Raw genomic sequence first — 19,209 nt, 5'->3', positions numbered from 1 at the left:
CGGTCAGAGCAGGCCCGCCGCGGCGAGGAACGTGCCGACCCGCTCCACCTCGCCCGGCTCCAGCGGCACCTGCGGCTCCGCCGTCGCCGGGCAGTCGATGATCCCGCGCAGGCCGAGCGCAGCCTTGAACGCGCCGAGCCCCGAGGAGCTCTGGCCCATCCGGGCCGCGGCGCCCACGCCGACCAGCTCGAACAAGGCGCACAGCCGCTCCTGCTCGGCCCGGGCGCGGTCCCGGTCGCCGGCCCGGCACAGGCGGTAGAGGCGGACGTAGCCGTGCGGGTCGACGTTGGCCAGTCCGGGCACCACCCCGTCCGCGCCCATCGCCAGGGCCGCGTCCGCCAGGACCTCGGAGCCGGTCAGCACGCTGAAGCCGGACGCGCCAGGGTGGGCGTGCAGACCGGTGACGATCCGGCGGAAGCCCGCCAGGTCCCCGCTGGAGTCCTTGATCCCGGCCAGCACCCCCTCGGCGGCCAGTTCCAGCACCAGGCCGGCGGGGAGTTTCGTATGCACGGCGACCGGGATGTCGTAGGCCACGACGGGCACCGGGGAGGCGGCCGCGACGAGCCGGTAGTGGCGGGCGATCTCCGCCGGGTGGGTGCGGGTGTAGAAGGGCGCGGTGACCACGACCGCGTCGGCGCCCGCCTCGGTGACGGCGGTGACGTGGTCCAGCACGCGCGGGGTGGTCATGTCGATCGCCCCGGCGATCAGCGGCAGCCGCCCGCCGAGGTGACCGGCCACGGTCCGTACGACCAGGGCGCGCTGCCGGTCGGTCAGGTAGGCCGCCTCCGAGGTCGAGCCGAGGACGAACAGCCCGTGCACGCCCCCGGCGATCAGATGGTCGACGAGTCTGAGCAGCGAGCGGACGTCCACCTCGCCGTCCGGTGTCAGGGGCGTGCAGACGGGCGGGATGACACCGGTCAGCGCCATGGACGGGTTCATGCGGGCTCCTCGGGCGGCTGCGCCTGGGCGACGAGTTCACGGGTCGACCGGTCCTCGTCCACCGGGTGGTGGCAGCGGAACCGGTGCGCCGGGGTGGACGCGACGGAGAACGCGGGCATCGACCCGGCGCACACCTCGTCGGCCTTCCAGCAGCGGGTACGGAACGGGCAGCCGCTCGGCGGCCGGGTCGCCGACGGCACCGGGCCGGCCAGCGGGATCGGGTCGACCGGGTCGAGCAGGCCGGGGGTCGCGGAGAACAGGGCGCGGGTGTACGGGTGCCGGGCCCGGTCGGTGACCCGGCCGGCCGGGGCCACCTCCACGATCCGGCCGAGGTACATGGTGACCACCCGGTCGCTCATCCGACGGACCGTCTGGATGTCGTGCGACACGAACACCAGCGCCAGTCCCAGCCGCTCCTTCAGGTCCAGCAGCAGGTTGAGGATCTGCGCGCGCACCGACACGTCCAGCGCGCTGGTCGGCTCGTCGGCCACCACCAGCTCGGGTTCGAGGGCCAGCGCGCGGGCGATCGCGACGCGCTGGCGCTGGCCGCCGGAGAGCTGGCCGGGCAGCCCGTCGGCGAGCGCCCCGGGCAGGCCGACCAGCGCCATCAGCTCGCGGACCCGCTCCTCGCGCCCGGCGGCCGTGCCGCGCCCGTGCACGTCCAGCGGGTCGCGCAGGATCCGGCGCACCGTCAGCCGCCGGTTCAGCGCGGTCGACGGGTCCTGGAAGATCATGCCGGTGTGGCTGCCGACGGCCTCGCGGCGCTCGGCCGGCGGCATGGCCCACAGGTCGCGGCCCCGGAAGGACACCGTCCCGGACGTCGGCGGTTCCACGCCCACCAGCACCTTCGCCAGCGTCGACTTGCCGCAGCCGGACTCGCCGACCACGCCGACCGTCTCGCCGGGCGCGACGGCGAGATCGGCGCCGGTCAGGGCGTACACGGTGTCCCGCGTGAACACCCCGTCGCCGCGCGCCTTGTGGACGACGTGCACGTCGGCGAGTTCCACCAGGGCGCTCATGTGACCACCTCGCTCTCCGCCTCGCCGGTGTCCACCAGCAGCACCGCCGGACGGTGGCAGGCCACCGTGTGCGCCGGGGTGCCCAGCAGGGCGGGGGGCGTGGTCCGGCAGACCTCGTCGGCCATCGGGCAGCGGTCGGCGAACCGGCAGCCCGCCGGGAAGTCGGCCGGGGCCGGCACGACGCCCTTGATCTGGGTCATCCGCTCCGCCGCCCCCTCCAGCGACAGCACGCTGCCGAGCAGCCCGCGCGTGTAGTGGTGGGCCGGTGCCTCGACCAGGTCGGCGGTCACGCCGGTCTCCACGATCTGCCCGCCGTACATCACCACCACCCGGTCGGTGACGGCGGCGACCAGCGCCAGGTCGTGCGAGACCAGGATCAGCGCGAAGCCCAGCCGCTCGCGCAGGTCCAGCAGCAGCTCCATGATCTGCGCCTGCACGGTCACGTCGAGCGCGGTGGTCGGCTCGTCGGCGACGATCAGCCGCGGGTCGCGGGACAGGGCCATGGCGATCAGGACCCGCTGGCGCTGGCCGCCGGAGAGTTCGTGCGGGTAGCTGCGCAGGGTGCGGCCGGGGTCCAGGCCGACCAGGGTGAGCAGTTCGGCGGGGCCGCGCCGCCCGCCGCGCCGGACGACCTGCTTCAGCTGGGCGCGGACGGTCATCGCCGGGTTCAGGGCGGACAGCGCGTCCTGGTGGACCATCGCCATCTCGTGGCCGAGCAGCCTGCGCCGGACCCGCACCGGCTCGGCGAGCAGGTCGCGGCCGTGGAAGCGGACCTGCCCGCGCACCCGGGCGCCCTTGGGTTGCAGGCCCATGACGGTGAGCGCGGTCAGCGACTTGCCGCAGCCCGACTCGCCGACCAGGCCGAGCACTTCGCCGGGGCGCACCGCGAAGCCGATGCCGTCGACGACGTCCACGCCGTGGTGCCGGCCGGGGAAGCCGACGGCGAGGTGCTCGACGGCGAGCACCGGCGGCCCGTCGGGCAGCGGGCGGGCGCGGGAGCGCAGCCGCAGGGCGGCCGCGGCGAGGCCGGGCAGCGCGGTGACCTCGCCGCTGCCGGGCTCGGGGGTTTCCAGGCGGTCCCGGGGGGCCTCGACCTCGCGGGGGGCCGGAGCGGCCCAGGCGTCCGAGACGCCCTCCGACAGGACGTTCAGCGACAGCACGGTCACCAGCATCAGCAGCCCGGGGAACACGGTCGCCCACCAGCCGCCGGTCAGCACCATGTTCTTGCCGTCCGCGATGACGCTGCCCCACGACGGGTCCGGTGGCCGGACGCCCGCGCCGATGAAGGACAGCGACGCCTCGAAGACGACGGCCTCGGCGACCTGGACGGTGCAGAACACCAGCACCGGCGCCGCGCAGTTGACGGCCACGTGGCGCAGGACGATGTGCGGGGTGCGGGCGCCGATGACCCGTTCGGCCGTCACGTAGTCCTCGCCGTACTGGTCGAGGACGTTAGCCCGTACCACCCGGGCCACGGGCGGGGTGAACAGGAACGCGATCGCGCAGACCAGCACGGTGATGCCGCCGCCGAAGACGGCGACCAGGACGGCGGCCAGCGCGATCCCCGGGAACGCCATCACCACGTCCAGGCACCGCATCAGCGTCTCGTCCACCGCCTTGCGGGAGGTCGCCGCGACCGCGCCGGTCAGCGAGCCCGCCAGCAGCGCGAGCGCGGTGGCGCCGAGCCCGATCGCCAGGGACCAGCGGGCGCCGTACATCAGCCGGCTGAGGATGTCCCGGCCGAGGCTGTCCTGGCCCATCCAGTGCTCGGCGGACGGCCGGCCGGTGCCGTCGGCCGGCGGCAGCTGCGCCAGCGGGTCGTGGGGCGCGAGCAGCGGCGCGAACACCGCGACCAGTGCCACCAGGATCAGGAAGCAGACGGCGGCCCGCGACAGCGCCGGCAGCCGCCGCCGGCCGCGCAGCCGGACGCCGGGGCGGGACAGGGCCTCGGTGAGGCGCTCGCGCGAGAACATCAGGCCGCATCCCTCAGTCGCGGGTTGACCAGCAGGTGGAGGATGTCGATGACGAGGTTGACGACCACGAACCCGACCGCGGTGGTCAGCACGACGCCCTGGACGACGGCCGGGTCGCCGTTCTTCACGGCGTCGATCATCAGTTTGCCCATGCCGGGCAGCGCGAAGATCGTCTCGATGACGACGGCGCCGCCCAGCAGATAGCCCACGCGCAGTCCCAGCACGGTCAGCGGGTTGATCAGGGCGTTGCGCAGCACGTTGCGGCCGACCACCACCCGTGGTGGCAGCCCGCTGCCGATCGCGGTGCGCACGTAGTCCTTGTCCAGCTCCTCGATCACGGCCGTGCGCACGATCCGGGTGAGCTGCGCGGCGACCGGCAGGGACAGCGCGAGGGCGGGCAGGGTCATGGTCCACAGCCAGCCGGTGACGGAGTCCCGCGGGTTGATGTAGCCGCCGGCCGGGAACCAGCCCAGGCCGACCGCCAGGTACTGGATCATCAGCAGCGCCAGCCAGAAGCCGGGCGCGGCCACACCGGTCAGGGACGCCACCCGGATGATCTGGTCCGGCAGCCGGTCCCGGTAGATCGCGGCGGTCACGCCGCCGGCCAGCGACAGCACCACCGCGATGCCCAGGCCGAGGAAGGTGAGCTGCACGGTGAGCGGCAGCGCGGTCAGCACCTGGTCGGCCACCTCGCCCCGGGTCAGGGCGCTGGTGCCCAGGTCGCCGTGGAGCAGGTCGCCGAGGAAGGCGGCGTAGCGCACCGGCAGCGGGTCGAGCAGGCCGTGCTCCTCGCGGAAGTCGTGCAGCTGCCGGGGGGTGGGGTTGGCGCCCTGGAAGAACGCGGACGCCGGGTCGGCGTCGGAGAACCGCATCACCAGGAAGACGAACAGCACGATGCCGAGCATCAGCGGCACGAGCAGCAGAACGCGGCGGGCCAGGATCCGCAGGACGGCGGCCACGGCTAGGCCCACTCGGCCTGGAGGACGTTGATGCCCGGGTAGGGCTGCGCCCTCATCCCGGCGAGGTCGTCCGGGTCCCAGGCCGTCATCAGCTCGTTGTGGACCACCGGGTAGAGCACGCCCTGCTCGGCGACGACGTCGACGTACTCCTGGATCAGCGTCCTCTTGCGGGCCGGGTCCGTCTCCCGGGTGGCCCGGTCCATGTCCCGGAACAGCCGCCGGGCGACCGGGTGGCCGGCCCAGCGGGCGTACCGCATCCAGAGGTTCCCGGGGCCGTGGTTGTACCGCATGATCAGGTCGGCGTCGAGCCCGAACTGGTTGGGGTTCGAGGCGGCGGCCACCACCTGGTAGTCCCGCCGCTGGTCCAGCTTGGTGAAGACGGCCGTGGTCTCCTGCGGCGCGAGCGTCGTGCGCACCCCGATCGCGTCCCAGGACGCCTTGATCGTCGGCAGGCAGTCCACGATCCAGCTGACGTTCGCGGCGAGGAGCTCGATCCGCAGCCCGCTGACCCCGGCCTGCGCCAGCAGCGCCCTGGCCCTGCCGGGGTCGTGGTCGTAGACGGTCCCGGCCCGCCGGTAGGCCGGGTTGGCCTCGTCGAGGAACGACGTCGACGGCTTGCCGTGCCCCTTCAGGGCCACCTCCACCATCGTGTCGCTGTCGATGGCGTAGCGCAGCGCCTGCCGGACCCGCACGTCGTCGAACGGCGGGTGCCGGGTGTTGAACATCAGGAACAGGTTGTTCATCCCGGCCCCGCCCGCCACCGTCAGCCCGCCGCGCTCCAGCTGCCCGATGTCGGCGTACGGGATGTTGTCCGCGATCTGCGCGCCCGCGCTGGTGCCGGAGATCCGCGCGACCCGCGGCGCGGCGTCGACGATCGTCAGCCAGTTCATCTTCCGGAAGGCGGGCGGGCGGGGGCCGTTGTACCCGGCGAAGGCCTCGAAGACGGTGTTGGACTTCGGGTGGTGCGCGCTCTGCCGGTACGGGCCCGATCCCACCGCCAGCCCCCGGATCGCGTCGTTCCAGGCGCCGGGCCGGGAGAACACGTGCTTCGGCATGATCTTCGCCAGGGTGAGCCGGGAGACCCCTTCGGGGAAGGGGAACCTCAGCAGCAGCCGCACGGTCCGCGCGTCGACCTTGCGCACCTCCTTCAGCCACGGCTCGAAGAACCCCTTGGCCAGGGTCTGGGTGCCCGGGTCGAGGATCCGGTCGAAGACGAAGACGACGTCGTCGGCGGTGACCGGCCGGCCGTCGTGGAAGGCGGCGCCCGGACGCAGGGCGAAGGTCCAGGCGGTGGCGGTGGGGTCGGCGGGCACCTCGGTCGCCAGCGCGGGGTACGGCTGCCGGGAGATCGGGTCGGTGTCCAGCAGCCCCTCGTAGACGTGGTGGTTGGCGGCCATGCAGAACGCCGACGCGGTCTGCGTGGGATCCCAGGTGCCGTCGTTGCCGTAGCCGATGACCGCCGTCAGCGTCCGGTTCGCGCCGCGGCCCCCGTCGCCGGTGTCGATCGTGGACTCCGGGCCCGCCGTGCAGGCCGCCAGCGGCGCGGACACGGCACCGGCCGCGCCCAGCGCGCCGGAGTACTTCAGGAACGACCGGCGGTGCTGCGCCGGCACGTCGCGGGTCACGTCGCGCACGGATCCTCCGAAAGGTGGGGGAAGGCGGTCGGATGATAGGGACGTACGACGTTCTACGTCTGGCGCTGAGCGCGACGATAGGAGCGGCTCCGGAGGCGGTCAAGGCGGCGCACGCGAATGGCGTATGCGCCTGGGGGCGGCGCCCGGGGGCGGCACGCGACGGCGGGAGCCGGCCCGGTCCGGCCGTTCACCGTCGTCGCGCCGTCTCACCGCGCCGCGCGCCCGGACGTGCGGGGCGCGCGGCGCGGTGACGACGGTTCACTTCCGTGGCGGAGCGGACCGGACGGCGGCGGACCCGCCCTGCGGCAGTGTCGCCATGGAGGACTCGTCCCGGTCCGAGCCGGCACGCCGAGGGACGGGGAGCCCGGCACGCCGCCCCTGTCGTGGGCCGGGCGGTCCTCCAGCCCGGCCACGGCCGCGGCCCGGTCCACCCCGTCCAGCAGTTGCCCGTCCGTGGCCGCCCCGACGGCCCGGACGGCGTGGCCGAGGACGTCGGCGACGGCGGGGCGGTGACGGGCGGTCCCGGCGCGGCGGTGTCCGTCCGCCGCGCCCGTCCGTCAGCGCGTACGCCCCCACCGGCACCGCCGGTCCGCCGGACGCGGTTGCCCGCGCGCGGCGCACCCGCTCGAATGACCCCATGACGACCTCCAGCGGCTGGCACGACGGAATGCCCGGAGTCCTCCGGCTGCCCTCGGGCCGCCTGATCCGCGGGCGGGGCCTGCGCCGCCCCCTCGACCCGGCGGCGCCCGCCCCGGCGTACGGCGTCTACCTGCTGGGCGGGCCGCCGGGGGCCTTCCCGTGGGAGGCGCGCTGGCTGCACTGGCCCGACTTCCGGCTGCCGAAGGACCGGGCCGACGCCCGGGCGGTGCTGACCGGGGCCTGGCAGCGGGCCGCCGCCGAGCCGGTGGAGATCGCGTGCGGCGGCGGGCGCGGGCGGACGGGGACGGCGCTGGCCTGCCTGGCGGTGCTGGACGGCGTACCGCCCGGCCGGGCCGTGGCGTACGTCCGCGCGCACTACCACCGCCGGGCGGTGGAGACGCCGTGGCAGCGCCGGTACGTGCGCGGGTTCGCGGCCGGCTGAGGTGAGCGCGCGGCGGACGGCCGGGTGGCCGCCGCGCCGGCCGGCGCCGACCATGGCCGAGGAGGTGCGCGCATGGAATGGACCCTTGAGGTGGTCGCCGTACCGGTCACCGACCTGGACCGGGCCAAGGCCTTCTACCGCGACCGGTGCGGGTTCCGCGCCGACGTCGACGCGTCGTTCTTCGAGGGCGTCGGCCGCTTCGTCCAGCTCACCCCGCCCGGCTCGCACTGCTCCATCGTGCTGGAGTCCGGCCTGCCCGACTCGCCGGGCCGGCCCCGGATGCTCCCCGGTGCGCTCCAGGGCCTGCAACTGTGCGTCACGGACATCGAGGCGGCCAGGGCCGAGCTGGCGGGGCGCGGCGTGGAGGTGACACCGGTCCTGCACGTGGGCGCGGCCGGCTGGGCGGCGGGCCGGGGCGAGGAGAAGTGGAACGCCTTCCTCTTCTTCCAGGACCCCGACGGCAACGGCTGGACGGTCCAGGAGGCACCGGCGCCGCTCTCCGAACGCTGAGCGCCGGACCACGGCCGGGTTCTGCCGAGTGTAGGGGCAGTGGGTGGCCGGCAGGTCGCGAAGAGTGAAACCCGAACGGGCCGGGGAACCACACGGTGATGCAATTGCAGATCCAGGGGAAAAGGCCGGAAGCCGATGAAGCCGAAGAAGCCGCCGAAGCCGCCGGTCGGCGCCTACGCCGTGGACACCCGCAGCGAGAAGGTCGGGATCGTCATGGGGCACGAGGGGCCGTACGTGCAGCTGAGAGCCGTCGGCGGCGGGAAGGAGTGGGACTGCGACCCGCAGGCGCTGCGGGAGGCGACCGCGGCGGAGCGGCTGAGCGCGGCGACGGCGTACGCGAACGCCCGCAGCCGGGGTGAGGCGCCTTGAAGGAGGGGCCGTGCCCGTAGGGGAGAATGGGCCGCATGAGTCTGTTCCGGGACGACGGCGTCGTGCTGCGCACCCAGAAGCTGGGTGAGGCCGACCGGATCATCACGCTGCTCACCCGGGGGCACGGGCGGGTGCGGGCGGTGGCGCGCGGCGTGCGGCGGACCAAGTCGAAGTTCGGTGCCCGGCTGGAGCCCTTCTCCCACGTCGACGTGCAGTTCTTCGCCCGGGGCAGCGAGCTGGTGGGCCGCGGGCTGCCGCTGTGCACGCAGAGCGAGACCATCGCCCCCTACGGCGGCGGGATCGTGACCGACTACGCGCGCTACACCGCCGGGACGGCGATGCTGGAGACGGCGGAGCGGTTCACGGACCACGAGGGCGAGCCGGCCGTGCAGCAGTACCTGCTGCTGGTCGGCGCCCTGCGCACCCTCGCCCGCGGCGAGCACGCCCCGCACCTCGTCCTCGACGCCTTCCTGCTGCGCTCCCTGGCCGTCAACGGCTACGCGCCCAGCTTCAGCGACTGCGTCAAGTGCGGGCTGCCCGGCCCGAACCGGTTCTTCTCGGTCGCCTCCGGCGGCTCGGTCTGCGTGGACTGCCGGGTGCCGGGCAGCGTCGTACCCGCACCGCAGACCTTGGAACTGCTCGGGGCGCTGCTTACGGGAGACTGGGAGACCGCGGACGCCTGCGCGCCGCGGCACGTGCGCGAGGGCAGCGGACTGGTGTCCGCGTATCTGCACTGGCACCTGGAGCGCGGGCTGCGCTCACTTCGGTACGTGGAAAAGTAAGAGCTGAGGGAGACGAGAAGCAGATGGCCGTACGCGGGTTCCTGGGGCGCCAGCGGCGCGAGTACACGACGCCGGAGCCGCATCCGTCCGGTGCCCGCGCGCCGAGGCTGCCCGGTGAGCTGGTGCCCCGCCATGTGGCGATCGTCATGGACGGCAACGGACGCTGGGCCAAGGAGCGCGGGCTGCCGCGCACCGAGGGGCACAAGGTCGGTGCCGAGCGGGTGCTGGACGTGCTCCAGGGCGCGATCGAGATGGGCGTCGGCGCGATCTCGCTGTACGCCTTCTCCACCGAGAACTGGAAGCGGTCGCCGGACGAGGTGCGCTTCCTGATGAACTTCAACCGCGACTTCATCCGCAAGACCCGCGACCAGCTCGACGGACTCGGCATCCGGGTGCGCTGGGTGGGCCGGATGCCCAGGCTGTGGAAGTCGGTCGCCAAGGAGCTCCAGGTCGCCCAGGAGCAGACCAAGGACAACGACCGGCTCACCCTGTACTTCTGCATGAACTACGGCGGCCGCGCGGAGATCGCCGACGCCGCGCAGGCCCTCGCCGAGGACGTGAAGGCCGGGCGCCTGGACCCGTCCAAGGTGACCGAGAAGACCCTCCAGAAGTACCTGTACTACCCGGACATGCCGGACGTCGACCTGTTCCTGCGGCCCAGCGGCGAGCAGCGCACGTCCAACTACCTGCTGTGGCAGAGCGCGTACGCCGAGATGGTCTTCCAGGACGTGCTGTGGCCGGACTTCGACCGCCGCGACCTGTGGCGCGCCTGCGTGGAGTACGCCTCCCGCGACCGCCGGTTCGGCGGGGCGATCCCGAACGAGGAGCTGCTGGCCATGGAGGGCGAGCAGCAGAGCTGATCATTACTGCCGGTACGATCCCGCCCCATGGCCATGGACACGGACACGGACACGGGGCGGGATCCCGTCAGGCGCCGCACGAGGATCGTCCGGGGCTGTGCGGCGGCCGTCGTGTTCGCCTTCGCCGTGCTGGTGGTGCTGTTCGCCTTCGGCGGCACGATCGAGGTCGACACCGCTCCGTGGCTGGACCAGAACCCGGCCCCGGTGGTCGTCATGATGCTGGTGATCGCCGTCCTGGTCACCGCGGGCGGCGTCCTGCTGTCCGGACCGCGGTCGTACGCCGGGTGGATCGCCGCCGCCTGCGTCGCGGCCCTCGTCGTGCTGCGGACGTGGACACTCGCGCCGATGCTGCACTGCTGGTCCTACGACAGCGTCGGGCGGAACGAGGACGGCTCCTACCGGTGCCTGGACCGCGGCGACATGCTGCCCTGAGCGGGCGGGCGCGGTCAGATCTCCGCCGCCGCCCGCGCGCAGTCCGCGCAGGTGCCGAAGATCTCCACCGTGTGGGCCACGTTGACGTAGCCGTGCTCGGCGGCGATGGCCTCCGCCCAGGTCTCCACCGCGGGGCCCTCCACCTCGACGGCCTTGCCGCAGGAGCGGCAGACGAGGTGGTGGTGGTGTTCGCCGGAGGAGCACCGGCGGTAGACGGACTCGCCGTCGGCGGTGCGCAGGACGTCGACCTCGCCGGCGTCGGCGAGGGACTGCAGGGTGCGGTAGACGGTGGTGAGCCCGACGGAGTCGCCCTTGTGCTTGAGCATGTCGTGCAGTTCCTGCGCGCTGCGGAACTCGTCGACTTCTTCCAGGGCTGCCGCCACGGCGGCGCGCTGCCGCGTGGCGCGGCCCTTCACGGGCGGTCCAGCGGTGGTCACCGGTTGCCTCCTTGCCTCTGCGTCTGCCGGGCCATTGTGCCAGCCCGGATCGTGCGGGGTCAGACGCCGAGTCCGTCCCCGGCCGCACGCGTGGCCGGAATAGCGCACTCCGCCGGGTCCCCGGCGGGCTGCGCCGCGGCCGCCGCCCGCGCCCGGCGCCGGGCCAGCGGAGCCGCCAGCGCGGTCATGACGACGAACGCCCCGATGGTCAGCAGCACGATGGTCGCGCCGGGCGGAACGTCCTGGTAGTAGGAGGTGACCGTGCCGCCGAGGGTGACCGCCACGCCGATGGCGACCGCGACGGCGAAGGTCGCCGCGAAGCTGCGGGTGAGCTGCTGGGCGGCGGCCACGGGCACCACCATCAGCGCGGACACCAGCAGCAGCCCGACCACGCGCATCGCGACCGTCACGGTCACCGCCGCCGTGATCGCCGTCAGCAGGTTCAGGGCGCGCACCGGCAGCCCGGTGACCCGCGCGAACTCCTCGTCCTGGCTGACCGCGAAGAGCTGGCGGCGCAGTCCGAGGGTGACGAGCACCACGAAGGCGGCCAGCACGCAGATCGCCGTGACGTCCGACTCCGAGACCGTCGACAGGGAGCCGAAGAGGTACGAGGTGAGGTTGGCGTTGGAGCCCGTGGGCGCGAGGTTGATGAACATCACACCGCCGGCCATGCCGCCGTAGAAGAGCATCGCCAGGGCGATGTCGCCGCGGGTCCTGCCGTACCAGCGGATCAGCTCCATCAGGACCGCGCCCAGGACGGAGACCAGGGTCGCCATCCAGACCGGGGACCAGGAGAGCAAAAAGCCCAGGCCGACGCCGGTCATGGCGACGTGGCCGATGCCGTCGCCCATCAGGGCCTGGCGGCGCTGCACCAGGTAGATGCCGACCGCGGGGGCGGTGATGCCGACCAGGACGGCGGCGAGCAGGGCCCGCTGCATGAAGTCGTAGTTCAGGAATTCCATCAGCTCAGCAGTCCCGTCCGGATCGGCTCGGCGTCGTGGGCCGCGTGCGGATGGACGTGGTCGTGGCCGGGGTGGGGGCACCCCCTGCACGAACGGAGTTGAGTGCTTGGGGGAGCGTGCTGGCCGACCGCCTTCGGGGGCGGGCCGTCGTGCAGGACGCAGCCGTCGCGCAGCACCACCGCCCGGTCGATCAAGGGCTCCAGCGGGCCCAGTTCGTGCAGGACGAGCAGCACGGTCGCGCCCTGGGCGACCTGTTCGCGCAGGGTCGCGGCGAGCACCTCCTGGCTGGCCAGGTCGACGCCCGCCATCGGCTCGTCCATGATCAGCAGTTCGGGTTCGCCGGCCAGGGCGCGGGCGATCAGCACGCGCTGGTGCTGGCCGCCGGAGAGGGCGCTGACCGAGTCCCGGGCCCGGTCGGCCATGCCGACCAGCTCCAGGGCGCGGCGCACGGCCGCGCGGTCCGCCCGGCGCAGCATCCCGAAGCGGGCCCTGGCCAGCCGGCCGGAGGAGACGACCTCCGCCACCGTGGCGGGCACCCCGCCCGCGGCCGTCGTGCGCTGCGGGACGTAGCCCACCCGCGCCCAGTCGCGGAACCGGTCCCGCGGGGTGCCGAACAACTCGATCCGCCCGGCGCCGGCCGGCACCTGCCCGATGACGGTGCGCACCGCCGTCGACTTGCCCGAGCCGTTCGCGCCGAGCAGCGCGACGACCTCGCCGCGGTGGGCGGTGAGGTCGATGCCGCGCAGGACGGGGCGCGAGCCCAGCTGGGCGTGGACGCCGCGCAGGGATATGACGGGCTCGCTCACTGTGGCCTCCGTAACGATCACTTGGCGCCGAGGGCCGTCTTCAGCGCGCTGAGGTTGGACCGCATGACCTGGACGTAGTCGTCGCCCTCGGACCGGTCGGTGATGCCTTCCAGCGGGTCCAGCACGTCGGTCCTGAGGCCGGCGTCCTCGGCGAGCGTCTTCGCGGTCTTGTCGCTGACCAGTGTCTCGTAGAAGACGGTGGTCACGCCGTCGGCCTTGGCCTCCTCCTGGAGTTCCTTGATCCGGGCGGGGCTCGGCTCCGACTCCGGGTCGAGGCCGGAGATGGCCTCCTGGGTCAGGCCGTAGCGCTCGGCGAGGTAGCCGAAGGCGGTGTGGTTGGTGAAGAAGACCTTGGTGGCGGTGTCGCGCAGCCCGGTCTCGAACTCGGTGTCCAGCTCGTTCAACTCGCCGACCAGCGCGGCCGTGTTCTTCCGGTAGTCGGCCGCGTGGCCGGGGTCGGCCTTCTCGAAGGCGGCGCCGACGCCCCGGGCGATCTCGGCGTACTTCACCGGGTCCAGCCAGACGTGCGGATCGAGGGCGTGCTCCTCCTCCTCCTCCTCCTCGGACGGCGCGTGCTCCTCGCCGGCGTGCTCGTGCTCGACGCCGCCGTGGTCCTCCAGTTCGGTGAGGGAGGCAGCGTCGATCTTCGCCGGCACGTCGGCCTGGCCGACGGCCTCGTCGACGGCGGGCTGGAGGCTCTTGAGGTAGAGGACGGCGTCCGCCTCCTGGAGCTGCGCGGTCTGCCGGGCGCTGATCTCCAGGTCGTGCGGCTCCTGGCCGGGCTCGGTCAGGGTGGTGACGTTCACGAGGTCCCCGCCGATCCGCTCGGCGAGGAACTGCATCGGGTAGAACGACGCGACGACGTCGAACGCGTCCGTGTTGCCCGTGCCCGCGCCCGCGCCCGTGCCCGTGCCGTCGCCGGAGCAGGCGGAGACGGCGGTGAGGCCGAGCGCGGTCAGCGCGGCCGTGGGGAGCAGGCGTCGTCGTATGTTCATGAGAGTCATTTTCAACGAAATTGGAAACGGTTGTCAACAAAGTGCCGATCCGGCTCCGGAGGAGCCCGATTTGGTTCAGGGGGAGTCCGCGCCGGTAACCTGAAGCATTCGCTGGAAGCAATCTCGCTTCGTCGCCCGTCGTCGTAATGAAGAGAGCACCGTGGCCGCCGACAAGATCGACACCATCGTCAGCCTGAGCAAGCGCCGTGGCTTCGTATTCCCCTGCAGTGAGATCTACGGCGGCCAGCGTGCCGCCTGGGACTACGGTCCGCTGGGTGTCGAGCTGAAGGAGAACCTCAAGCGCCAGTGGTGGCGCTACATGGTGACGTCGCGCGAGGACGTCGTCGGTATCGACTCGTCCGTCATCCTGGCCTCCGAGGTCTGGGTCGCCTCCGGCCACGTCGCCACCTTCACCGACCCGCTGACCGAGTGCACCTCCTGCCACAAGCGGTTCCGCGCGGACCACCTGGAGGAGGCGTACGAGGAGAAGAAGGGCCGCTTCCCCGAGAACGGCCTGGCCGACATCAACTGCCCGAACTGCGGCACCAAGGGCCAGTTCACCGAGCCCAAGCAGTTCTCCGGCCTGCTGTCGACCCACCTCGGGCCGACCCAGGACTCCGGCTCCGTCGCCTACCTGCGGCCCGAGACCGCGCAGGGCATCTTCACCAACTTCGCCCAGGTGCAGACCACCTCGCGCCGCAAGCCGCCGTTCGGCATCGCCCAGATGGGCAAGTCGTTCCGCAACGAGATCACGCCGGGCAACTTCATCTTCCGCACCCGCGAGTTCGAGCAGATGGAGATGGAGTTCTTCGTCAAGCCGGGCGAGGACGAGCAGTGGCACGAGTACTGGATGGAGCAGCGCTGGAACTGGTACACCGGCCTGGGTCTCCGTGAGGAGAACATGCGCTGGTACGAGCACCCCAAGGAGAAGCTCTCCCACTACTCCAAGCGCACCGCCGACATCGAGTACCGCTTCCGCTTCGGCGGCAGCGAGTGGGGCGAGCTGGAGGGTGTCGCCAACCGCACCGACTACGACCTCGGCGCCCACTCCAAGGCGTCCGGCCAGGACCTGTCCTACTTCGACCAGGAGGCCGGCGAGCGCTGGACGCCGTACGTCATCGAGCCCGCGGCCGGTGTCGGCCGCGCGATGCTGGCGTTCCTGCTCGACGCCTACGTCGAGGACGAGGCGCCCAACGCCAAGGGCAAGATGGAGAAGCGCACCGTGCTGCGCCTGAACCACCGCCTCGCCCCGGTGAAGGTCGCCGTGCTGCCGCTGTCGCGCAACCCCGAGCTGTCGCCGAAGGCCAAGGGCCTCGCCCAGACGCTGCGGCAGAACTGGAACATCGAGTTCGACGACGCGGGCGCCATCGGCCGCCGCTACCGCCGCCAGGACGAGATCGGCACGCCGTACTGCGTGACGGTCGACTTCGACACCCTGGAGGACAACGCGGTGACCGTGCGCGAGCGCGACACCATGAAGCAGGAGCGCGTGTCGCTGGACCAGATCGAGGGCTACCTGGCCGCGCGTCTGGTCGGCTGCTAGCGCCGCGGCAGGCGGCGTCCGCCGTCGCGGCGCAAACGTCGCCTGCCGCGGCACTGGCCGATCGGCGCGGCGCGCCCGCCCGGCCGGGGTCCTCCCGCCGGGTGCGCGCCGCACCGGGCCCACCGCGCGGTTCCCCGCGCCCCTGAGGGGGCGGGGAGCCGCGCTTTCGTCTCACATGTCCAGGTCCGCGTAGAGCGCGGCGTGGTCGGAGGCCGCGGTGGCCTTCGACGTCACCTCGTCGAAGTGCTTGATCTCCGGGGGCGGGAACCAGAAGATCCCGCGCGTCTCCAGACCGACGTGCTGCACGCGGTGCCACAGGGGCGGCGGGAACAGCAGGTAGTCGATCTTGCGCTGCTCCGTGTCGCAGGGGGCGTAGGTGCCGGGGACTCCCCGGTAGGCGGAGTGGCTCATCGCGTCGCGCAGGCCGGTGTCCAGCAGCGCCTCGACCGGCTCGCTCTCCGGATGGTCGTTGAGGTCCCCGGCGACCGCGACGTGCGGGGTGCGCTCCCGGGCGGCCTCGTAGATCTCCGCGACCCGCCTGGCCTGGGCCAGGCGCAGCACCGGGTCGTCGTTGGCCTTGCTCTTGAGGTGGTTGCCGAGGAGCACCAGGGGCGTGCCGTTGAGCTGGATCTCGAACTCGGGGCAGTCGCGGCTGAACAGGTGCTCGCCGGGACGTTCCGGGTCGGGGTCGAAGACGTGCGGCCGGACGGACGTGATGGGGTGGCGGCTGAGGAGCGCGACGTCGATGCCGCGGCCGTCGTTGCCGTCGACCAGCATGTTGTAGGGGTACGGCCGCCTGCCGAGCGCGCCGGCCAGGACCTGCGTGTTGAAGCGCTCCAGCGTGAGCCGGTCCTCGACCTCCACCAGGAGCAGGATGTCCGCGTCGACCTCGGACACCACCCGGCCGGTGTTGCGCACGGCGGGCCAGTCGAGGTCGTCGCGGACGAGGTCCACCCAGCCCGTCCAGTCCGCGCGGCCCTCCGCCTCGACGTCGACGACGACGTCGTCCTGGCGGCGCCGCACGCTGAACAGCGTGTGCCGGCCGCGGGTCTCCTGGACGGAGAACTGCCGCGTGCTGTCCCGGTCGCCGTCGTAGACCGCGTGCTTCTTGATGAGCGCGGCGATCCGCTTCCGGTCGCGCGCGTAACTCTCCTGTTCGAGGAGTGAGACCAACTCGGTGTAGTCCTCCAGCACTTCCTGCCGCTCCTCGTCCTCCTGGAGTGCGAAGACCTTGAGGCGGCGGAAGAGGTTCTCGGCGTTGAACGTGGCGATGCGGACGGTCATGGCGCGCCTCCTCGGGCGGCGCAGAGGGGCCGCTCGGCCGGCGGCAGGCGCCGCCGGGGTGACTGCACGCCGACATCTCCCATTGTCCGGGCGGCCATTGACCCTGTCGAACGCAGCGGGGCTCTTCACCGGGCCGGCGACTGACAACTGACAGACGTTGAAATCTGTCAGCCTCCGGGGCATGGTGGAGGCATGACGACGCGGACCCGCACCCTCGGAACCACCGGCCCCCAGGTCTCCGCCCTCGGCCTCGGCTGCATGGGCATGTCCGCGCTGTACGGCGACGCGGACCGCACCGAGTCCGTGGCGACCGTCCACGCGGCCCTCGAAGCGGGCGTCACCCTGCTCGACACCGGTGACTTCTACGGTATGGGCCACAACGAGCTGCTGATCGGCGAGGCCCTGCGCTCCGCGCCCGCCGCCCGGCGGGAACGGGCGCTGCTCAGCGTGAAGTTCGGCGCCCTGCGCGACCCGGACGGCGGCTGGGCCGGCTACGACGGCCGCCCGGCCGCCGTGCGCAACTTCGCCGCGTACTCGCTCCAGCGCCTCGGCGTCGACCACATCGACGTCTACCGGATCGCCCGGCTGGACCCGGACGTGCCCGTCGAGGAGACGGTCGGCGCGATCGCGGAGCTGGTCGAGAAGGGGTACGTCCGGCACATCGGGCTCAGCGAGGTCGGCGCCGAGACGCTCCGCCGGGCCGCCGCCACCGCCCCGATCTGCGACCTCCAGATCGAGTACTCGCTGCTCTCGCGCGGCATCGAGGCCGAGATCCTGCCGGCCGCCCGGGAACTGGGCATCGGGATCACCGCGTACGGCGTGCTCTCGCGCGGGCTGATCTCCGGCCACTTCGGCGCCGGCCGGCAACTCGCCGCGAACGACTTCCGGGCGCTGTCGCCCCGCTTCCAGGGCGAGAACCTGCGGCACAACCTGGACCTGGTGGAGGCGCTGCGCGCGATCGCCGGGCGGAAGGGCGTGAGCGTCGCGCAGCTCGCCGTCGCCTGGGTGCTCTCGCGCGGCGAGGACATCGTGCCGCTGGTCGGCGCCCGGCGCCGGGACCGGCTGGCGGAGGCGCTGGGCGCGCTGGACGTGGTGCTGGACGAGGCCGACCTGCGGGCCGTCGAGGAGGCCGTCCCGGCGGACGCGGCGGCGGGCGACCGCTACCCGGCGCAGCAGATGGCGCACCTCGACAGCGAGCGCTGATCCGGGCGGAGGGTGCCGTCATCCCCATGTCCCCGACCGGCGAGCCGCTGACCGGCGAACGCATCCTGGAGGCGACCGAGGAGGTGCTGCGCCGCCACGGCCCGGCCAAGGCCACCGTGGTCGACGTGGCCCGCGCGCTCGGCGTCAGCCACGGCAGCGTGTACCGGCACTTCCGCACCAAGGCCGCGCTGCGCGAGGCGGTCACGAAGCGGTGGCTGGACCGCACCGCCGAGGCGCTCGCCGAGATCGCCGCCGGGGACCGCGACCCGGAGGCGCGGTTGCGGGCCTGGCTGCGCGGGCTGTTCGACGCCAAGCGCCGCAAGGCGGGCGACGATCCGGAGCTGTTCGCGACGTACACGGTGCTGACCGGGGAGAGCGGTGAGGCCGTTGCTGCGCACATCGCCGAACTCACCGCCCAGCTGGCCCGGATCGTCCGGGAGGGGGTGGCGGCGGGCGTCTTCGCCGCCACCGACCCGGAGACCGCCGCCCGCGCGGTGTTCCACGCCACCGGCCGCTTCCACGACCCCTGTCACGCGCCGGAGTGGGCGCGGCCGGAGGCGGCGGCGGACTTCGCGGCGGTGGTGGAGCTGGTGGTGCGGGGGCTGCGGGCCTGAGGCGGCCCGCCGTGCGGAGCGGGTCTCACTCCGCGGTCCTCGTCGTGCGGCCCAGATACGTCACCGGGCCCGGGTCGGGCACGTCGATCGGACGGAAGCCCAGACGGTCGTAGAACGCCCGCGCGGCGGTGTTCGCCGTGGCCATGCTCAGATGCACGGCCGGGACCCCGGCGTCCGCCAGGGCGCGCAGGAACCGGTGCATCAGGGCCCGGCCGTGGCCGCGGCGCTGCCACGCGGGGAGCAGGTCGATGTGCAGGTGCGCCGGATGGTCCGCCAGTTCCGGCACGATCATGCGCTCCGGCCGGTGCAGCAGCCGCACGATCGACTCGTCGGGCGTGGCGGGCTCCCCGACCGGGTCCGGGTACGCGTCCGCGACCAGCGGCAGCCACTTCGCGCGGAACTCCGCGACGAACCGCGGGGTGTCCGCGGTGCCCAGGACGTACCCGACCGCCCGCCCGTGCCCGTCGTCGAGGACGAAGGCGAGCTCCGGCTCCAGGTGGACGTACGGGGCGGCGAAGGTGGCGGGGAAGATCCCGGGGTCGCGGTAGTGGGGGCGGCTGTCCTGGCCGACGTGGGCGGTGCGGACGCAGATGTCGTCCAGGGCCGCCCGGTCCTCGGGGCGGTAGGGGCGCACGGCGGGAGCGTGAGGTGTGGTGGTCATCCAGGCATGCTGCCGAACCTGAGAGCGCTCCCACAAGCGTTTTCCGGCGCCGCGCGCCCGCCGGCGCGCTCCGGTGCTTCCTGGCCGCTTACCCGCCGCGCCGAGCCGGCGGCCGCCCCGGCCCCGGCGGCCGACGCGGGCTCGAC

The 19,209-nt window shown here is 73.2% G+C and carries 20 protein-coding genes; 9 read left to right on the top strand and 11 right to left on the bottom strand.

The window, feature by feature from the left end; translation table 11 throughout:
• Window positions 1–3: 3 nt before the first annotated feature.
• From ACFF45_RS16820 to ACFF45_RS16800, 5 genes are read right to left on the bottom strand one after another with little or no spacing between them, the layout of a single operon-like run.
• Entirely contained in the window at window positions 4–939 is a 936-nt protein-coding gene (locus ACFF45_RS16820) for a dihydrodipicolinate synthase family protein (protein ID WP_381346858.1), read from the bottom strand.
• The gene (locus ACFF45_RS16815; protein WP_381346857.1) at window positions 936–1,958 is read right to left on the bottom strand and encodes an oligopeptide/dipeptide ABC transporter ATP-binding protein; all 1,023 of its coding nucleotides are present in this window, start codon (window positions 1,956–1,958) and stop codon (window positions 936–938) included. The genes ACFF45_RS16820 and ACFF45_RS16815 overlap by 4 nt, the downstream gene beginning before the upstream one ends.
• Window positions 1,955–3,931, bottom strand: coding sequence for a dipeptide/oligopeptide/nickel ABC transporter permease/ATP-binding protein (locus ACFF45_RS16810; RefSeq protein WP_381346856.1), 1,977 nt, complete (start codon window positions 3,929–3,931; stop codon window positions 1,955–1,957). The genes ACFF45_RS16815 and ACFF45_RS16810 overlap by 4 nt, the downstream gene beginning before the upstream one ends.
• Window positions 3,931–4,890, bottom strand: coding sequence for an ABC transporter permease (locus ACFF45_RS16805; RefSeq protein ID WP_381346855.1), 960 nt, complete (start codon window positions 4,888–4,890; stop codon window positions 3,931–3,933). The genes ACFF45_RS16810 and ACFF45_RS16805 overlap by 1 nt, the downstream gene beginning before the upstream one ends.
• Before the next feature lie 2 nt (window positions 4,891–4,892).
• Window positions 4,893–6,524, bottom strand: coding sequence for an ABC transporter substrate-binding protein (locus ACFF45_RS16800; protein ID WP_381346854.1), 1,632 nt, complete (start codon window positions 6,522–6,524; stop codon window positions 4,893–4,895).
• A gap of 637 nt (window positions 6,525–7,161) precedes the next feature.
• Between ACFF45_RS16800 and ACFF45_RS16795 the strand changes: the two genes are divergently transcribed.
• The 6 genes from ACFF45_RS16795 (at window position 7,162) to ACFF45_RS16770 (ending at window position 10,558) form a co-directional block, all read left to right on the top strand.
• On the top strand, window positions 7,162–7,605 hold the full coding sequence (locus tag ACFF45_RS16795; protein WP_381346853.1) for a phosphatase domain-containing protein: 444 nt from the start codon (window positions 7,162–7,164) through the stop codon (window positions 7,603–7,605).
• Window positions 7,606–7,677: 72 nt separating this feature from the next.
• A complete protein-coding gene (locus tag ACFF45_RS16790; RefSeq protein WP_381346852.1) occupies window positions 7,678–8,115 on the top strand; it encodes a VOC family protein in 438 nt (145 codons plus the stop codon).
• 135 nt (window positions 8,116–8,250) lie between these two features.
• Window positions 8,251–8,484, top strand: a complete 234-nt coding sequence (locus tag ACFF45_RS16785; protein ID WP_381346851.1) for a hypothetical protein — start codon at window positions 8,251–8,253, stop codon at window positions 8,482–8,484.
• Window positions 8,485–8,519: 35 nt separating this feature from the next.
• The gene (recO, locus tag ACFF45_RS16780) at window positions 8,520–9,266 is read left to right on the top strand and encodes a DNA repair protein RecO (RefSeq protein ID WP_381346850.1); all 747 of its coding nucleotides are present in this window, start codon (window positions 8,520–8,522) and stop codon (window positions 9,264–9,266) included.
• A 23-nt stretch (window positions 9,267–9,289) separates the two neighbouring features.
• Entirely contained in the window at window positions 9,290–10,126 is an 837-nt protein-coding gene (locus tag ACFF45_RS16775) for an isoprenyl transferase (RefSeq protein ID WP_381346849.1), read from the top strand.
• A gap of 27 nt (window positions 10,127–10,153) precedes the next feature.
• Complete coding sequence (locus ACFF45_RS16770) at window positions 10,154–10,558, top strand: hypothetical protein (protein ID WP_381346848.1); 405 nt, start codon at window positions 10,154–10,156, stop codon at window positions 10,556–10,558.
• 14 nt (window positions 10,559–10,572) lie between these two features.
• Here the strand turns inward: ACFF45_RS16770 and ACFF45_RS16765 are convergent, their stop codons facing one another.
• Genes ACFF45_RS16765 through ACFF45_RS16750 form a run of 4 tightly spaced genes read right to left on the bottom strand, consistent with a single transcriptional unit; the run spans window position 10,573 to window position 13,758 of the window.
• The gene (locus ACFF45_RS16765; RefSeq protein ID WP_381346847.1) at window positions 10,573–10,995 is read right to left on the bottom strand and encodes a Fur family transcriptional regulator; all 423 of its coding nucleotides are present in this window, start codon (window positions 10,993–10,995) and stop codon (window positions 10,573–10,575) included.
• Between the two features lie 59 nt (window positions 10,996–11,054).
• Window positions 11,055–11,957 (bottom strand): metal ABC transporter permease, encoded by a 903-nt coding sequence (locus ACFF45_RS16760; RefSeq protein WP_381346846.1) that lies wholly within the window; start codon window positions 11,955–11,957, stop codon window positions 11,055–11,057.
• Window positions 11,957–12,763 (bottom strand): metal ABC transporter ATP-binding protein, encoded by an 807-nt coding sequence (locus ACFF45_RS16755; RefSeq protein ID WP_381346845.1) that lies wholly within the window; start codon window positions 12,761–12,763, stop codon window positions 11,957–11,959. Before ACFF45_RS16755 ends, ACFF45_RS16760 begins: the two co-directional genes overlap by 1 nt.
• A gap of 17 nt (window positions 12,764–12,780) precedes the next feature.
• A complete protein-coding gene (locus tag ACFF45_RS16750; protein ID WP_381346844.1) occupies window positions 12,781–13,758 on the bottom strand; it encodes a zinc ABC transporter substrate-binding protein in 978 nt (325 codons plus the stop codon).
• Between the two features lie 160 nt (window positions 13,759–13,918).
• Here ACFF45_RS16750 and ACFF45_RS16745 point away from each other — a divergent pair, with 160 nt between their 5' ends.
• Window positions 13,919–15,301 carry a glycine--tRNA ligase gene (locus ACFF45_RS16745; RefSeq protein ID WP_381346843.1) on the top strand — a complete coding sequence of 461 codons (1,383 nt, stop codon included), beginning with the start codon at window positions 13,919–13,921 and terminating at the stop codon, window positions 15,299–15,301.
• A 171-nt stretch (window positions 15,302–15,472) separates the two neighbouring features.
• Here the strand turns inward: ACFF45_RS16745 and ACFF45_RS16740 are convergent, their stop codons facing one another.
• Window positions 15,473–16,585, bottom strand: coding sequence for an endonuclease/exonuclease/phosphatase family protein (locus ACFF45_RS16740; protein WP_381346842.1), 1,113 nt, complete (start codon window positions 16,583–16,585; stop codon window positions 15,473–15,475).
• A gap of 192 nt (window positions 16,586–16,777) precedes the next feature.
• Between ACFF45_RS16740 and ACFF45_RS16735 the strand changes: the two genes are divergently transcribed.
• Together ACFF45_RS16735 and ACFF45_RS16730 are read left to right on the top strand one after the other, a co-directional pair.
• Window positions 16,778–17,788, top strand: a complete 1,011-nt coding sequence (locus tag ACFF45_RS16735; protein WP_381346841.1) for an aldo/keto reductase — start codon at window positions 16,778–16,780, stop codon at window positions 17,786–17,788.
• 26 nt (window positions 17,789–17,814) lie between these two features.
• Window positions 17,815–18,402 (top strand): TetR/AcrR family transcriptional regulator, encoded by a 588-nt coding sequence (locus tag ACFF45_RS16730; protein WP_381346840.1) that lies wholly within the window; start codon window positions 17,815–17,817, stop codon window positions 18,400–18,402.
• A 25-nt stretch (window positions 18,403–18,427) separates the two neighbouring features.
• Here the strand turns inward: ACFF45_RS16730 and ACFF45_RS16725 are convergent, their stop codons facing one another.
• On the bottom strand, window positions 18,428–19,063 hold the full coding sequence (locus ACFF45_RS16725) for a GNAT family N-acetyltransferase (RefSeq protein WP_381346839.1): 636 nt from the start codon (window positions 19,061–19,063) through the stop codon (window positions 18,428–18,430).
• Window positions 19,064–19,209: the final 146 nt, after the last annotated feature.

Origin of the sequence: Streptomyces cinereospinus (assembly GCF_042430725.1) — a bacterium.
Classification (GTDB): Bacteria; Actinomycetota; Actinomycetes; order Streptomycetales; family Streptomycetaceae; genus Streptomyces; species Streptomyces cinereospinus.
Note: the sequence above shows the minus strand (reverse complement) of the source record. Positions and strands in the feature narration are given on the sequence as shown.

Coding starts and splice junctions, on each gene's coding strand:
- ACFF45_RS16740 (WP_381346842.1), bottom strand. CDS start 16,585: ATGACCGTCCGCATCGCCACGTTCAACGCCGAGAACCTCTTCCGCCGC.
- ACFF45_RS16735 (WP_381346841.1), top strand. CDS start 16,778: ATGACGACGCGGACCCGCACCCTCGGAACCACCGGCCCCCAGGTCTCC.
- ACFF45_RS16770 (WP_381346848.1), top strand. CDS start 10,154: ATGGCCATGGACACGGACACGGACACGGGGCGGGATCCCGTCAGGCGC.
- ACFF45_RS16730 (WP_381346840.1), top strand. CDS start 17,815: ATGTCCCCGACCGGCGAGCCGCTGACCGGCGAACGCATCCTGGAGGCG.
- ACFF45_RS16820 (WP_381346858.1), bottom strand. CDS start 939: ATGAACCCGTCCATGGCGCTGACCGGTGTCATCCCGCCCGTCTGCACG.
- ACFF45_RS16785 (WP_381346851.1), top strand. CDS start 8,251: ATGAAGCCGAAGAAGCCGCCGAAGCCGCCGGTCGGCGCCTACGCCGTG.
- ACFF45_RS16790 (WP_381346852.1), top strand. CDS start 7,678: ATGGAATGGACCCTTGAGGTGGTCGCCGTACCGGTCACCGACCTGGAC.
- ACFF45_RS16760 (WP_381346846.1), bottom strand. CDS start 11,957: ATGGAATTCCTGAACTACGACTTCATGCAGCGGGCCCTGCTCGCCGCC.
- ACFF45_RS16750 (WP_381346844.1), bottom strand. CDS start 13,758: ATGAACATACGACGACGCCTGCTCCCCACGGCCGCGCTGACCGCGCTC.
- recO (WP_381346850.1), top strand. CDS start 8,520: ATGAGTCTGTTCCGGGACGACGGCGTCGTGCTGCGCACCCAGAAGCTG.
- ACFF45_RS16795 (WP_381346853.1), top strand. CDS start 7,162: ATGACGACCTCCAGCGGCTGGCACGACGGAATGCCCGGAGTCCTCCGG.
- ACFF45_RS16775 (WP_381346849.1), top strand. CDS start 9,290: ATGGCCGTACGCGGGTTCCTGGGGCGCCAGCGGCGCGAGTACACGACG.
- ACFF45_RS16810 (WP_381346856.1), bottom strand. CDS start 3,931: ATGTTCTCGCGCGAGCGCCTCACCGAGGCCCTGTCCCGCCCCGGCGTC.
- ACFF45_RS16725 (WP_381346839.1), bottom strand. CDS start 19,063: ATGACCACCACACCTCACGCTCCCGCCGTGCGCCCCTACCGCCCCGAG.
- ACFF45_RS16815 (WP_381346857.1), bottom strand. CDS start 1,958: ATGAGCGCCCTGGTGGAACTCGCCGACGTGCACGTCGTCCACAAGGCG.